The sequence below is a fragment of the Pseudomonas sp. GL_139_B genome (assembly GCF_057834475.1).
Window position 1 is genome coordinate 319,530 of record NZ_CM174403.1, and the last position, 15,329, is coordinate 334,858.

General features: G+C 53.7%; 8 protein-coding genes and 1 pseudogene. 4 read left to right on the top strand and 5 right to left on the bottom strand.

Annotation, left to right across the window (positions count from 1 at the left end):
- Positions 1–235: 235 nt before the first annotated feature.
- A complete protein-coding gene (locus tag AC3ISI_RS01470; protein WP_489335154.1) occupies positions 236–577 on the top strand; it encodes a potassium channel family protein in 342 nt (113 codons plus the stop codon).
- Positions 578–754: 177 nt separating this feature from the next.
- On the top strand, positions 755–1,834 hold the full coding sequence (locus tag AC3ISI_RS01475; protein ID WP_489335155.1) for an AI-2E family transporter: 1,080 nt from the start codon (positions 755–757) through the stop codon (positions 1,832–1,834).
- Positions 1,835–2,314: 480 nt separating this feature from the next.
- On the opposite strand, the gene AC3ISI_RS01480 is transcribed toward AC3ISI_RS01475, so the two are convergent.
- Entirely contained in the window at positions 2,315–2,449 is a 135-nt protein-coding gene (locus AC3ISI_RS01480) for a hypothetical protein (protein WP_489337810.1), read from the bottom strand.
- 29 nt (positions 2,450–2,478) lie between these two features.
- A pseudogene (locus AC3ISI_RS01485) lies at positions 2,479–3,299 on the bottom strand (tyrosine-type recombinase/integrase); the annotation flags it as partial.
- 1,529 nt (positions 3,300–4,828) lie between these two features.
- Here AC3ISI_RS01485 and AC3ISI_RS01490 point away from each other — a divergent pair.
- Positions 4,829–5,053 (top strand): hypothetical protein, encoded by a 225-nt coding sequence (locus AC3ISI_RS01490; RefSeq protein ID WP_489335156.1) that lies wholly within the window; start codon positions 4,829–4,831, stop codon positions 5,051–5,053.
- Positions 5,054–5,244: 191 nt separating this feature from the next.
- On the opposite strand, the gene AC3ISI_RS01495 is transcribed toward AC3ISI_RS01490, so the two are convergent.
- Together AC3ISI_RS01495 and AC3ISI_RS01500 are read right to left on the bottom strand one after the other, a co-directional pair.
- Positions 5,245–6,711, bottom strand: coding sequence for a DUF6161 domain-containing protein (locus AC3ISI_RS01495; protein ID WP_489335157.1), 1,467 nt, complete (start codon positions 6,709–6,711; stop codon positions 5,245–5,247).
- A gap of 531 nt (positions 6,712–7,242) precedes the next feature.
- Positions 7,243–7,455, bottom strand: coding sequence for a hypothetical protein (locus AC3ISI_RS01500; protein ID WP_489335158.1), 213 nt, complete (start codon positions 7,453–7,455; stop codon positions 7,243–7,245).
- Between the two features lie 2,044 nt (positions 7,456–9,499).
- On the opposite strand from AC3ISI_RS01500, the gene AC3ISI_RS01505 reads away from it, so the two are divergent.
- Entirely contained in the window at positions 9,500–10,408 is a 909-nt protein-coding gene (locus AC3ISI_RS01505) for an FRG domain-containing protein (protein WP_489335160.1), read from the top strand.
- Between the two features lie 592 nt (positions 10,409–11,000).
- Here the strand turns inward: AC3ISI_RS01505 and AC3ISI_RS01510 are convergent.
- On the bottom strand, positions 11,001–15,050 hold the full coding sequence (locus AC3ISI_RS01510) for a helix-turn-helix domain-containing protein (protein WP_489335161.1): 4,050 nt from the start codon (positions 15,048–15,050) through the stop codon (positions 11,001–11,003).
- Between the last annotated feature and the right edge of the window lie 279 nt (positions 15,051–15,329).

Sequence of the window (15,329 nt, forward strand, 5' to 3'; positions counted from 1 at the left end):
TTCTTGCTGCAAAATGATTCCGTGATCGATCGCGCTTACTTTCCTTACTCTGCTCTTGTTGAGTTGGTTTCTACTATCTCTTGAACTTGGTTAGTGATTTTAGTCGGCCATCGAAAACACCTTCGTGCATATCGTGCACATATCGACTGGTTCATAAGTCTGGCGCTTGTGTCACGCTATTGGGTGTGAGTACGTCACGCATTTCTAATGCCGCTAAATCCCAGGAACCCATTGCATGCATATTTCTTATGCGAGGCGCGTCCGCCGCGAGTTCTACAAAACTGTATGGTTTTACTTTCGTGTTGTCTGGCCGATTTTTTCCCTCCTCATGTTTATGGTCGTAGTGCTCGGTCTGATCATCAGTCACCTGGAAGAATGGAGCCCATTTGACGGTATCTACTTTGCCTTTGTCACTGGCTTGACCATCGGTTATGGCGACCTGGTACCCAAACTGGCCACCTCGCGTGTCCTTGCCATCGTGCTCGGTTTTCACGGCGTTCTGATGACGGCAATCTTTGCGGCGATCAGTATTCGGGCCATTGAAGTCACCGCGCAGGCAGCCAAATCCGATGAGTAAGGCCGCCGCATCGCGCAGAACGACTGATTACACAGAACTGGTTACACACTCGGTTACTTTTCTATTTCACGGCATTGTGACAGGTGGGGCGGAGGTTGCCATCGCACACTTGAATGGCCGTCGTCTATGCAGCGCTAACGGTTCCCTACCTGTGCTGCTATCAACAAGGAGGCCTCTATGACGCCCGTACCCCTGACCGAAAAATCGTTGACCCGCAGCATGCTCGATGTCCTGATTCGTGCCGGGTTGATAGTTGTTCTGGTGCTGTTTTGCTTTGAAATATTCCGTCCGTTTCGCGACCTGATGTTGTGGTCGGTCATCCTGGCGATCACGCTCTACCCGTTGCAACTGCGACTCATGGGGGCGCTTGGACGCAGTGAAGGGCGAGCTGCAACGGCGATTGTGCTGATTGCCATCGCTATTCTGGTGGTGCCGGTCTATCTGTTGGGCACCTCGATTGCTTCGTCGGTCGGGCAGGTCATCGACTTGGTGAAGGAGGGGGTCTTCCATATCCCGCCGCCGCCCGACACGGTCGCCACATGGCCACTAGTGGGTAAATCTGTCTCGGCATTATGGGCACAGGCCTCAACCGATCTTCCCGTCCTGGTGGCAAAGTACTTGCCGCAAATCAAAGGCGTGAGTTTGGGCTTGTTGACCAAAATTGCCGGCGTCGGGGCAGGTTTGCTGATGTTCATTGTTGCCTTGATCATCGCCGGTATTTTCATGGCGCATGGTAAGGCTGGCAGCCGCTGTGCGGTAGATATTGCGTCGCGCATCAGCGGTACTGAAAAGGGGCCGAAAATCGCCGAGTTGTGCACCGCAACCATTCGCGCAGTTGCGCTCGGCGTGGTCGGCATTGCCTTCATCCAGATGTTGCTGGTGGGCCTGGGCTTCGTGCTCAAAGGTATCCCGGGTGCTGGTCTGCTGGCCATCGGCGTATTGCTGCTGGGCATCATGCAGTTACCGGCCACACTGATTACGCTGCCGGTGATCGCCTATGTCATGGCCACCGAGGGGCCCAACACGAGGACCATTATCTTCGCCGTCTTTGTGTTCGTTGCCGGCCTGGTGGACAACGTACTCAAACCGCTGTTGCTGGGACGGGGTGTGGATGTGCCGATGCCGGTCGTGCTGATTGGCGCGCTGGGCGGCATGGTCACGAGTGGCATCCTGGGCTTGTTCATAGGCCCGGTGGTGCTTGCGGTGGGCTACCAATTATTCTGGCAGTGGGTGCAGGATCAACCAGCAGAAGGATAAATTCCGCAACTCGGTGGTGGCGTACGCTGGAGCAGCTTCAGCACAGTACGCACCGCCCTCTTGACGAGTGTGAGCGGTGGCCTGCCCGCCGCTCATTGTATTTCTGACTACGTTGAAGTACAGGTGCTGCGCATGCCCGGCAAGCGACGTGCTTATCGTCGCGAGCCCTATGGTCAGAGCGATAAGGACGCGCTGCTCGTGGCAATTTACTTCAGCGACATTCGCTACAGCTGATTCATCCCTGCGACCCATCATCCAGCGTCCATGGTCGGAGACAAAAGTGTGATCAAAGCACTGTTAGTGTTGTTGCTAAGTCCGATGCTCCGCGCACCTCCGACAGGACCAGGCCCCGCAACACCTCCAGCCAGATTGCTGGGCAGAGGCGGGGTCGTTTATAGAAAAACAGGTGTGTGTTCCCCCTGTTCCCCGCGTTCCCCACAAAACTAGGTTCCTGTGAAGTCTGCCATTGGAGTTGGGTCGTCATACATGGGTGGCCTCCGGGTCCATGGCTTCGGCATCGACGACATACAGGCGCGCCGACCCGCCACCGGGCAGGCGATATTTTTTGGTCTTGCGGCTCTCTCTGTCGGTGTCGCGCTTGGCGAAAGCCCCCACTCCATCCAGCGCCTTGACCGCACGACTGAGGCCTTCATCCGCTCTTTGGGGATTGTCCAGGTAGCGGCGTCCAGATCGAACTCGGCCCAGGGAGCGGCTCGAAGTTCACCAGGTCTAACGGCGGTCAGTACCAGCAGGTGAATGGCGCAGCAGGTCAGCAAGTTAATATTGGCGTTGTCGCACTTGGCCAGCAGTTCGGGCAGCTCGGACATCGCGACGTGAGGATGATGGCGGGGCGCTTTCGTGGGAGCGGCTACCACGTCCAAATCGGTGGTGGGGTTCGACTCCACGACACCCTTGGCCAACCCGTAACGGAATATCTGGTGCAGCCACTGGCGAATTTTCCCGGCAGCATTCAGCGTCCCCCGAGCCTCGACTTTGCGAACCAGTTCCACCAGATCGGGCCGAGTAATGCTTTGAGCGTGCGTGAACCAATACCGGGGATCAAATCATTCTCTAGGTACGGCTTGGCCTTGTACGTGGTGCTTTCTGCCCAGCGGGGTGCGTTATAGGCAAACCACTCCCGTGCAAGCGTCTCAAATGTCAGCCCATCCACCTTCTGCGCTTGCCTGGTGGATTTGCGTTCATGCGAAGGGTCTATGCCCTCTGAAATCAGTTGTCGTGCCTCAGATCGCTTTTTGCGAGCTTGCACCAACGTCACTTCCGGGTATGAGCCAAATGCCAATCGATTTTCTTTGCCAAAGTGACGATATTTGAGGCGTCAGAGCTTTGAGCCGGTGGGCATGATTTCGAGATACAAGCCTTCGCCGTCGGCAAGCTTGTAGGGCTTCTCCTTGGGCTTGGCTGCTTTGAGAGCGGAATCGCTCAGGGGTGTGACTTTCAGGGGCATGGAGCACCATTTTGGGGGCATGCGGGATGGCCGAACCGGCCATGCCCCAAACTTTGCCCCCAAAACTTTGGGCTGCCTAGGTCAGTTTAGGAAAGCATAGACAACAAAAAGCCCGCACTAGGCGGGCTTCTTGTGGGCTTTCGGGTGGTTTTGGCACCACCTGAAATTAATTAGTGGTGCCAGAGACAGAATCGAACCATTGGCTACAGGCTGCGTATGTACTGAGTTGTATGTTGAGTGGTTAGCTTTGAGGCCCCCAAAAAAGCCCCCAAAACAAAAAGTACCAATGCCTGCGCTTTCAGGTCATCGAGATAGATGCACTCAAAACTGAGCGGATCTGAATGAGTCCTCGGGACAGAATATGAGGTTCTGGCGTGGGTAGATCGCATTGTCGAAAGCTGTGGCGAGGTGGCGTAATGACTCTCAATGGTTGCCATCACTTCGCCAGTCGTGCCCTTTTTATGCAGTCGTGCCCATGCCTAAGGCTGGGCACAACTGAGGGCACGAGGGCACGACTGAAGAAAAAGGTTCTTCCTGGCGTGCCGGCCATGTCGGCTCAAGTTTGACCAGGTGAGCGACACTGCCTCCGTTTAAAACGGGGGCAAGTCGAGCTGCTGCCGTAGTCGCGCTTGAAATGCGGAAGTGAGTGCGAACCATCCTCGGTTTGAAACAGCAGATGGTCTGTTGATCCTGCTCGGGTTTGCGCCATCTCCAACCACCAATGGTGGTCGGATAGGCTGCACTCGGGGGTGGCGTTTCTTTAAACGACACTCCTTACCTCCACGTTTAAAACGCGGGAGTGAGCGCGAGCTATCACCGGCAAGCACTGGCGGATCGTCGAGTTAACTAGATCAAATGCTTAGTTAACCGGGCTACAAGCCACAGACCGTAAGGCTTTCAGCCCAGTTAACCAACCGAGTTAACTGGCTGAAAGGCCCGGCCCAGTTGGCGCTCAGCCGGTTTTGCCGACCAGTTCTAGCGGTTAACCAGTTAACCAAGTAATTTAGTCGGTTAACTCCTTAGTTAACCGCCCTGAAAGGCACGGCCCGCTTGGCTCTCAGGGGAATTTAAGGATAGCCGAGTTAACCAGCAAAAATGCTTAGTTAACCGGGCTACAAGCCACGGCCTGCACGGCTTTCAGCTTAGTTAACCAACCGAGTTAACCAGTTAACTAACTTTGGCGGGGTGCCGCTAACGAATTGGCGCGAGTTTCCGTACCCGTCTTTGGAGTAAATCTCCAGGGTCCCCGGCGTCATTGGCAGAAGCAAGTCCCTGCTTGGTGCAATGCTGCGTCAGTGCGGTGTTCTCACCAGCGATGAATCCGATAGCGACCATACCTCGACCGGCAGCACCCGCCCCATAGCAGCCAGGGGCGAAAGGCAGCATCTGGCCAGTTGCAGAATGCCTGTTGTGTTAAGGGCTCGGATTTATTTTTAAGCGGGTGTCACCTGGCATAGTTATGTTCAGAATTTTGCCTCCAGATTCAGCCGTGCTAGGGTCGCTGAGGCTTCTGATCAACGGGTGGTCAAATGAAAGGGATAAGCGCTAAATGCGGCCATGTAAAACGCCGGCTCAATCAGAATGAGCCTCTCGAAGGAAAGGTTCTGGAGTTTGCTCTCAGCCTAATCGGAGAGACAGACGATGACTTCCTGAATGGTATTGCTGAAAAATTAAAGGCAGGCGATAAGCTCGACGAGTATGAGCACCACATTATGGTTGATGTGCTTCTTCTACATGCAAGATTGGGTGCATAACCATCCTTCGAGGGGGCACCAGCAAACTGCGCTTTGGACGTCCTGGCTCGCGCGCGGCGCCGGTTACCATCAACGTGAATTGGTCCTGCTTCCGTAGACGCTTTCGAAGGACAGCTTCTGACTGTGGATTCAACCGATTGCTGCCTCTCACCAAGGGCAGCAGTCGGCCATGAGCGAACGGTCAAACTGCCTTATGATAGTTTTTTATCACCTATGGTTTTGAAAATTAACTCCACGGGGCTCGAGAATGGAATTTCTTCTACTGCTCCAGATTTTGTTGATCTAAACAAGCTTTCCAAAACCAACTTGCGATCGTCCTCAGATTTCAGCTTGCCTTCATTCAACAAGGCCAAATAAGTCTTTGTGAACGTAATTCTCTCTTCGGCTTCCAAAGCTAGATATGAATGGGTATTGAACTGACGAAGCGTAATCTTGATAAGAATCCCTAACAGAGTTATCAGAAGTGCGGCTCCCGCTAGGTCTGCCACTGCAAGAGTGAGTTCAGAGCGAGTGTGTCCTGATACGGCTATTGGAGGCGATGGAAAAATGGAAGGCGTTATGGGTTCAGACGCTTTAGATTCGGGTTTAGTTGATGTTGATGTTGATGTTGATGTTGATGTTGATGTTGATGTTGATGTTGATGAAATGTTTGTGGGTTGCGTTGAGGAAAGTGGTGAGTCTAAGCGTATAGAAGGCGGGGTGTTGAGTACGGACTCTTCGGTGCGTTGCTGGTGAATCATATTTGACAGCCCCATGGCGCCACCAGCTCCGTAGTATCCCAGCACAGAGCCAAACATTACTACCATGCTTAACAGAACGGCAAAAAACCATATTACCTTAAATATTGAATGATTGCGTCTACGGATACTCCAGTACTGTACAGAAGCATCTAAGTCTACTTGGTCGTGATAAGCCGCTTTCGCGGAGGCTAAAGTACTCGTAGCCTCACTGACGGCTGCTCGTGCAGAGTCACGCGCTTTAATCATGTAGGCTGAATATCTCTTACGACGCCTGAGGTAGGCAGCAGTCAGTGAGTTGGCTAGATCATCTATATCCGATTTTGTTGATGATGTGGAGTCAATGATATCAGTCACATAATTATTGACGGCATCGGTCGCTAATTCCGCATGGGAAACGAAACGCTCCAAGGTTTCCCTCATTACCGATGAGCGAGCATCAGAGCCTATGGAAGAAAACCCTTGGAGTGAAATAGCAATTTGTATTGCGATTGATTTTTCAAACGATAGTCGATCATTCTGTGTAAGAGTGCTTATCTGCCCATCACGATGAATGGCACTTCTAGTATGCTTATTCAAATAGATGATGGTCAGCGCGGCAGTTACATCATCATATTCCTCCCTAGTCCTTGTGATAAGGAAACCCTCATCACTATCGTAGAGAATGAATGGCATTTTTTCATTTCCTAATTTAAATTTTGGCGCCACAAAATCAATAACACTCTGCTCAACTTGCTGTATGGGCCTCAAAAAATAGGTTTCAAATATTGCTTGACCTGCATCTTTGTACGCGCTCGGTAATTTTGTCAGCCATTTCCAATGTTGAATCTGCAAGGTCAAGTACGCTTGCAATTCCTCATAAGTTGCGAAGCTTATTTTCTCGCCATTCAGGCGCAAAACTACTTCTTGTACTTCAGACATCAGTCTTCCTTGGCAATTGGACGTTTGGTAAATTTCAGCTGTAGATGAGCTCGCGCTCACCATGCAAGCACCGTTTTGAATGATATTACTTGATGTAAACGAATCGATGCGAGCCTTGATGCCTGCATGAGTAAGGCCGTATCCCCCGTACTCCACAGACAAATTGAAGTCAGCTTTTGGCCGATGTTGTCGGTCAAGATGTAGCTTTTCGTCGTGTAAAGCGGAGGTTTGGCCCGCCGATGGAGTCTGGCACTCAACAATAGGCGCTTTTAAATCCTTACCTATGGTTGTTTTCTGAAAGACCTTGCAGGCCTTTATTTATAAGGCTTTCAGAGGATTACCAGAATCTCCGAATCTAACACCGGTCAACTTGGCCAGTGATCAATTTGAACCCGTATCTAACGGACTGAGAGAAATCGACATCGACCACAGCTGAGATCTTCAATCAGTGCAAGACGAACTGATCTCCAAACGCCTGCCATCCTCAGTGAGTTCGTACTCTACTTTTCCGGGTTGGGATACACCGTGCGCTTAGTTAAGCGTGAGCGGCCTCCACTTGGTGGCGCAGCTGGTCGAACGAATAATCCGCCTGCGTTGGCCGTCCCGCACAAAGTTCTTGAGGGGCACAGGCGGCGCGGCGACATCCTCGTCATACAAAAACAGATTGGACAGCTCTATATCAACGCTCTCAAGCTTATTGCGGGCATCGCTGCCATCGCCTACCATCTGGCGCAGGTTGTGCAAGCCGTGCCCCAGCGGCGCCCCGCTGGACAGCAGGACGGATCGGCCATTTTCTGTGGATACGACGGAATCTAACGCCCCGCTACTTCCACCCATGGCTTGCACAGCTTCACTTCTATCGACGGGTCACAGCCAAACGTGCCATCGGCCATGTGACGCATCCCCCCGCGCTCTGATCAACTCCCCATCAAGATTTACTTCTGAGGTAATTCGCCCGGCGATCTGCACCCGCTGAATTGTTCTGGCGTCGATCAGCGCCCCAACCTGGGCCATCCCTCCATCAACATGGCTGGGTTGACTGGTTGCGATAAGCAGGGCCGCAAATTCCATAGACTCGGGGGGCCGCAGCGGTCAACCAAACAACAACCAACCACCGAAAAAAGGTCATATATACCGAAGACGCGGGGCCCGAATTACCCCCAAGCCCCACCCCCTCGGGAGGACCCGTTAAATTCAGATGGAATCCACGATCAGGCAATGAGGGCAACCGCACTCACTCTGAGTGCCTGCCAAGACTGCTTATTCAGTTTCCCCACTGGTAACTAGCATTCTTCCGGTTTTGTCCCCCGGCAGCTGTCAACCTTGTCAACTTACTTGACAAGGTTGACAAGGATTTCGAGCCTCTGTTCGGGGGGCAACTGACGAAGCCTCAACGCACGCCGCGCCTAGCGTTTGCGGGGGGCTGTACAGAAAATCGGTTATGAGCTGCACGTCACCGACAGCTCAAAATTCAGGGTTTTTGTGTCAACCTGTCAAGTAACTTTTAGACGCTGCCGCTAACACGATCACGCGAGTTTTCGCACCCGTATTCTTCGGAAATCGGCAGGGTCCCCGGCGTGTTTTGGGAGCGTGGTTGCCATGCCCACCGCCGCCGCGGCGATCTCTTTCATCATCACAACTGCCGACGCGCCAATGGGTTGGAGAAGTGGCCTTGAGATGAGAGGCATCGAAGCTCTATCGGGGTTCAGGAAGTGCACCCCGTTGGCATGGCGCCACTGGGTGGTGGAAACGCCACTGTGTGGGGAATTACACAGTGTGTTGGGAATTACACGCTCGCACCGTTACCTGCTCGTTCGGTAACGGTGAGATGAAGGCGGCCGTGAGTCTTTTTATCGTATTAAATCCTCGCGTATGGTTGTTTCTCGAAAGGCCTTGCAGCCCTTACGTGGCGTGGCTTGCAGGGCATTACCAGAATCTCCCGATCTAAAGCCGGTCAATCCGTGAATGAGGGAAAAGCCCTTCCGGTCTACCTGAGCCGTGACCGAACAGGGGAGCTTCGGCAGGACGTTAAAAGCGGCCCCGGGGGCCGTTTTGAATCCTCATCTATGATTGATTCTCGAATGGCCTTGCAGCCCTTACGCGGCGCGGCCTCCAGCGGATTGCCCGAATTTCTGTTTCAACCGTCCTTCAACCCGTGAGTCAGCGAACAGCCCTTGGCGTCTGAATGGCAGTCCTTGGGTTCGTGCCGGCGTACGTTCTGCGAGAGACCGAACGTGAGGTGTCTAGGATGGCAGAGCGGGGTGCTGCGCCTGCACCCCGCCAAGGGTTGTTTTCCAATGTGTGCGAGCTGCGAAATTGCGCTCCACTTGACCACCCGTTTGCATTCGACTTGACCTGCGATTGCATCGAATTTGATCCACACGCGTTGTAACCATGATAGGCAGAGAACGGCCGATTGTGTTGAAAAAGTCGGCCATGGTTTCCGCAGCTGAAAAGTACGCGTCCGAGATTGAAATCTTTACTTTCGTCAGAGGTTTTCAGACGCAGATTTCACGTAGCAGCGTGTAAAAAAGGCGTTTTCACCGGTCAATGATCAGGCAGTTTTGGATGGCCGACTTTTTCAACAGAATCGGCCAGTAGCGGTCTGTCACCTGCTTACCGAAGTTTTCGCTCAAAGGTCTGCTCCGCGCTGAAACCTGCCTGATAGACTACGCGTTCAACTCAGCTGAAACGGCAATGCATGTCTACAGTAAGCGTTGGCCACTACATCGAATACTACAAGATTGCCTGTATCGAGAAGTGCGGCATCTAGAACGGAAAAATAGGCATGCCGATCCAAGAGCATAAATTCAGCGATTTGGCTAAGTTCTGGCGATTTATTTCACCAGACGGCGAGTTGATCCAGAGAATGGGCATGACAGCACGCCCCATTTTTCGCGGGCAAGGCAACGCATCGTGGCCACTGGAGCCATCAGCGCTTCGCCAGACTGTGATCGATCAATACAATAGATCGAGGTCTATTTACCGTCAGACTGACCACGTGATGTTTTTTGAATATGAGCTTCTTAGCGCATACGCACATCATTGTGATGAAATGGGACTGGCGATCCCTGGCGACTCGCATGAGTTTCGGCAGAAAGCGGAGTTTTTTACTTTTGCCGAAAAATTTGGCTCAAATGCAAATGAATGGCCTACGGAAGATTTTTACCCGCTTCTTGCTTCTGCCCAGCACCATGGCGTCCCGACACGGCTTCTCGACTGGACACGGTCCCCTTTTGTTGCTGCATACTTTGCCGGCATTCAGGCTTTTGATTTGATGAAGCCTTGCGGGTCTCTGACTGATGATATTGTTGTATGGGGCGTCGATGCACGCGAGATCCATCTTATTCGTCACGAAACAACCAACGCAATCACTGAAATCCATCATGTGGGGTTACCAGGTATTACCAGCAAGAATCTTGCAGCACAAAAAGGATGTTTCTTGTTGGTGAAATGGATAGTTGGGCAATCTCGTGACGCCGATTTTGATATAGGCCCCGCAATTGATGAGATTCTTCGTGCTAACGCAAATGTGACTTTGCACAAGGTTGTACTTTCGCATCAGCATGTCGGCAACCTTATTTTTAAATGCAATGACTATGGTTTATCCGCGGCGACATTGTTTCCTGGCCATGACGGAGCAGGAAAGGCCGCCAAAGAGTTCAAGTTGGCAAAACGTCATTCGGGAAAGCTCTAGGCGGCGAGGAGCTCGGCACATAAGCGGCGTACTCTGCAATCTGCCCCTATCCTGTGCCTTAGAGCAACCAGTATCGGTGCAGATGAACGGTTCAGGATCGTCTGCAGGCCTACAAAGCAGGCCGAATAACCGCTGTTCGATGCAGGCCTGCGAGCGGCGGCTCGACTCAGTGAGCTGCCGTTGAGTGCATAGACCGTACTCCGACCGGATTGGGTCGTTCTCTGCCGGTCATGTCCACGAAGCGTGCTGGTCAAATCCGATGCAAATGACTGTTCAGGTCGAATGCTAATGGGAGGGCAAGTCCGTGCAATTACCCACAAGCCTCGCCGGGACGCTAAAAACGGTCCCGGTCGCCGTTTTCAAACCTCGGCGTTAACAAATTGTGGTGTCGTCTTGCAGCCCCCGCCGTTCGTGGCATGCGGGCTGGTTTGCGAATCTTTAAATCTAACGCCCGTCTACGCGTAGACAGACCCGAAGGCGCGTTCATCTAACCGGATGGGCCGATTTCAACTCCTCCGGTCAACATGAGCTAATACCGTAAAGCCCTGCTGCCTAACATCGTGAGCTAGCCTCACAATTGCTGCCACGATAGCTATTCATCAATGTCCTCTTCGGTCATGGCTCGCCCCTCCGCCCGAGCGAACTCAATGCTGCTCTCGGCATGTTTGCGGATATCGTCGTAGAGAGCGAAAGCCGGATCGGCCTTGCTCAATGTGGCAAGCACTTCCTCAGCTTGCGCTTTCAACCTCAAGTCTTCAGGGAACGGCTCACCAGGTGTACCTCCCCGTACACCACTGACAGCAGACGCAAAGAGCGAGGAACTGAGTCCCCGATAGACGGATGCACCAACCGAGCGCGCCGCCTTCAATATGCGTGCGACAAATGCGCAGTCCTCAAACACAAACAATGGTGGCGCTTCTCGAAGTACATAGGAGAGCACTTTGAAGTGCTCGCTTTTGCCACCCGTACTCCACGCCTCAAGGATGCTAGTACACGACGAGTGCTGGAGGCCAAACACACCTGACACGAGATCAGATAGGTGGTGCGCGAAGCGATACTCGTCGATCTGGGGCAACGCCCAGTCAAGCACCTCTCGAAGAAGCACGGCACCATGGGGATGCTCCAGAACACCCAAAGACGACTGGCGGCCTGCGATGCCGCCGATTGGCTCCATTCGCCAATCATCTCGCTGGACTGCCCGTGTGAGGCGTTCTTTTATAAGCTCAACTACCAAGCGAGGACTACGCTTGGCCGTGCGCACGAGGAATCCATGCACGAAGTGATCGTCGAGGCGCAGAGAGCTGGCGAGCAGCTGTAAAATCTGCCTGAGCTCGTCCTCACTGAGCGAGTCAAGCGGGATAAGTTTGTCGTCGTCGAACCACATGAAGATGCTCTGCCGCGACTCAGTCGCCAATGCCGGATTCGCATTGGCCAGAAGCTCAATCGCAAAACGCTGGTCGCACTCGGCTACGTCGCGAAATAGCCATGAGGTACAAGCTAGTACCGCAGGGGCGCTTGAGCCGAAGATGCGCCTGAAAATAGAGCGATCGGACTCGGTCAGGCCGCGGTGTTTGACTAAACCCATCGTGTACGCACGCGCGACAAGAGAAAGCTCCGTGTCCCCTGTGGAAAGGAGCGCATCGATCTGTGCGTCAGCTTCGCTTGGTACGTGCTTGATCAGCTCTGCAAGCGCAACAGAGGCGAACTCTACGATCGGGCTATCAGGGGATTCAGCTCTTGTATCAAGCACAACACGAGCGAGCGCAGGACGGTCGTTCAACAACCGATTGACGAAAATATCACTCGATTGGAGAGGCTCACGCCGATATGCCTTGAGGTCGATCAGGCGCTCATTGATGAACGACTCAAGCGCTTTCGCATCGGGGAACGCCTGATCAAGCTCCTCGACAAGCTTTGCCTGAATCTCACCATTGTGGTCTTGCCTGTCAAGTTGGTGCTTCCAAGTGTTGGTACCCCAGCCATCCATAAGCACACGGGTGGTGCGAGTGCTTAGATCGCGATCGAGCTGGTGCAAAATACGCTCTGCGGGTTCCTTAGTAGTTGCTCCATCGGCGTAGTGCGCATGCCATCCCACCGACTCGGCGATACGTGTTAGCACCACAGGTGAAAGGGGATGGCGCTCGATCAGGGAGTTGACTCGCTCAAGCGTATCGGTGAACTCTTTCTCCCAGTCAGCATTCTCCTCGTCGCTCGTCTTGCGATTCAGCACGCCGATCGGTCCGCGCAGTGCATGTTGGAGGGTCTCGGCGGCTGCGTAGGCGCGTCGCTTGTTCTCGCTCGTCAAGCTTTCCAAGATGGCAGCAATAATTCGTTGCCGGGCTGACTGCACCGCCTCTAGGTTGACGCCATAGGACGAGAGCGTGAAGGCGCGACTGGTGGCTTTGGAAGTGAAGTGCCCTTCCGTTGCTAGCGCACCTTCAAGTACATCAAACGGAGTAAATACACTGGTCCAGCTGTCTTCATATGGCACGAGCGAGAGCATGAAATCTAAGACGCCCTCGATGTTTGCGATCGGCACTCTTGGCTCAGGCGTCGCCATTTCAGTCAAGAGTCGAAGTGGATGGTTCGTGTACTGGTTGGTGGGGCGCTGGTCATTACGCCCAAGCTCCCAGAGAAGTTCCGAGGCACCCCGGATATACCGCTGATTGTATGCCGCGTTGCGGATCAGTCGGCAGACATCCTCGTGTGCCCCGTGGCCTTCTTCAATCAAACGGCGAGCAAACGCGAGTGCCTGACACGGCTGAAAATACGCTGCCTCTACAGCAGCCTTGAGGTGCGCCCGTACGTAGTCGCCCTCCCATTTAAGACTGCGCCACAGTGCGTCTAACAATGGGCTGTCAGAGGTGTCACCTTCATTGCGCCGCCAATCAAGGCGGCCTAGGTTCAACAGAAGATGGGCCTTGTGCTCTGGAATGGCTGCCTCAAACACTCGTTCCGCCTGTCCATTTGAGGCGCCGCTCTCGATGATGTATCCGGATTCGATGATCGAGTCCGCCAGGAGATCAGGCGAAAGTCGATAGCGCGCACCTCGCTTGAATAATACCCCCGATGCAATCAAAAGCTTGGTCAGTCGAGTGGCATCCGGCGCGCTCACTCCTTCGATAGACTCGTAAAGTGCGAGCACTTTGGGATCATCGGGCACGACCGGCTGGATGAGCGCGATCACGCGCAACATGCACTCGATTAGATCTTGATCCTTGGTGCTGTTGGAAACGCTCTTTGCGATGGCAGCTTTGTATCGATTGAGGACTGTTCGTTGGAACACCTCGTGCGAGCCGAATAATTCAGGGTGCAATCCATCTTTGGCAACAATCCAGGCACCTACTACAACAGAAAGTGGGCTGTCATACGCCACGTCGGCGATCAGCGTAGCCGCGTGCACTGGTCCGCCAAGTGACTCTAAAACGTGCGTCGCAAGTTCGACTGCTTCGGCCTTGTTGGGCCTCTCCAGCGTAACGGCTGTGCTCATCAATCCATAGTGCGCCAGTTGACGATCGATGACCTCTTGCGCGTATGGGCGATACACCAACAGGAGCCGCGCATTCGTCTGCGGGTTCGCGGCATATCGCACCAAGAGTTCAAGATCAGTGCGGTCGTGCGCGTCATCAACGACGAGGAGCTTTTCGCCGAGGCCTAAGTCCTCAAGGCTCTTCGTCGTGATTTGTTCAGTCGGTGAGAGCATGAGGATCATGTGACCGGAATGCTCTTGTGTAAAGGTATCGATTGCTGCTCGCAGCGTGCGCGACTTACCTCCGCCCGCAGGGCCCACCAACGATACGATTACCTGCTTTCGATCCTCAAGGGCGGCTGCGAGCTGTACGCACTCCTTCGTCCTGCCAATGAGACTCCAGTGGTGGCTAAATGGCCGATCGGCGACGACGAGGGGTGCGAAGAAGTCCTTAGGGGTAAGCCACGGACCGGGCGACGGCTCACCCAAGAGAGCGAAGCGCTGCCCAGGGAAGTAAGTATCAATCACGCGGCGCTTTGCATCGACTGGAAGTTCGCGCAGTTTCTCCGAGAGATCGTCCTGATCCCAGATGTCCCATCCGCGATGTTTCTTCATCTCGCGGCGCGCAAGTGGGCTCGCGACGCGTGAGAGGAGGATGAACTTCTGTGCGGCCTCTGTTTTGTGCGCTTCAACTGCGGCCTTCACCTTTGCTGCCCCGAATTGGGCTTCGCGCTTGCACTGAAACGAGTGCACCTCGCCGCTCTTGAGTTCGACGTCAATGTCGATTCCAAACTGCTCGTGCCCCGTCTTGCCGGCGGCGTGCACCTTGGCCCCCGGATAGATCGCCTCAAGGAGCGTGCGGCAGATACGTTGAAACCCTTCAGGTGAGAGCGATGCCAGCGGCAGCGGCTGGTCAAATGACACTGTGACTTGCTCCGTCACGTGGCCCGCAACAATGAGAAGCCGCTGCGGATCGGCACGCAGAGCCTTGGCCAAGAGCGCGACCTGCTCCGCCCGCGGGCGTGATTCGCCAGCTTCCCATCGAGTGACGGTCTGCTGGGCGACGCCAAGAAGCTTGGCTAGCTCAGTGTGGGTCGAGATGCCTTGCGCTTGGCGTAAGCGTTTTAATTCGTCGCCGAAGCGCTTGTATCTGCCTTGCTTATTAGCATTCATATTCACACCCACTTTGTGCGTACCAATACTCACACACAATATATGAGTGCTAATTTTTTTCGTCAAGCCAGCGAAAATATGGAAGTCAAGCCTTGGATTCACCGAGCAGGTACAATTTTTGGCGTGCTTGACAGGATTTTGCGTCGACAGAAGGGGCGATCAGCGGGAACACATCATTTGGTATAAACCTTAGGTGAAAGCTGACGCTGAGATGCGAAGTGGATGGCGTGGTGCTCAAATGAAAAGGCCGCCAGGTTTTTTCCCGGCGGCCTATGGTCA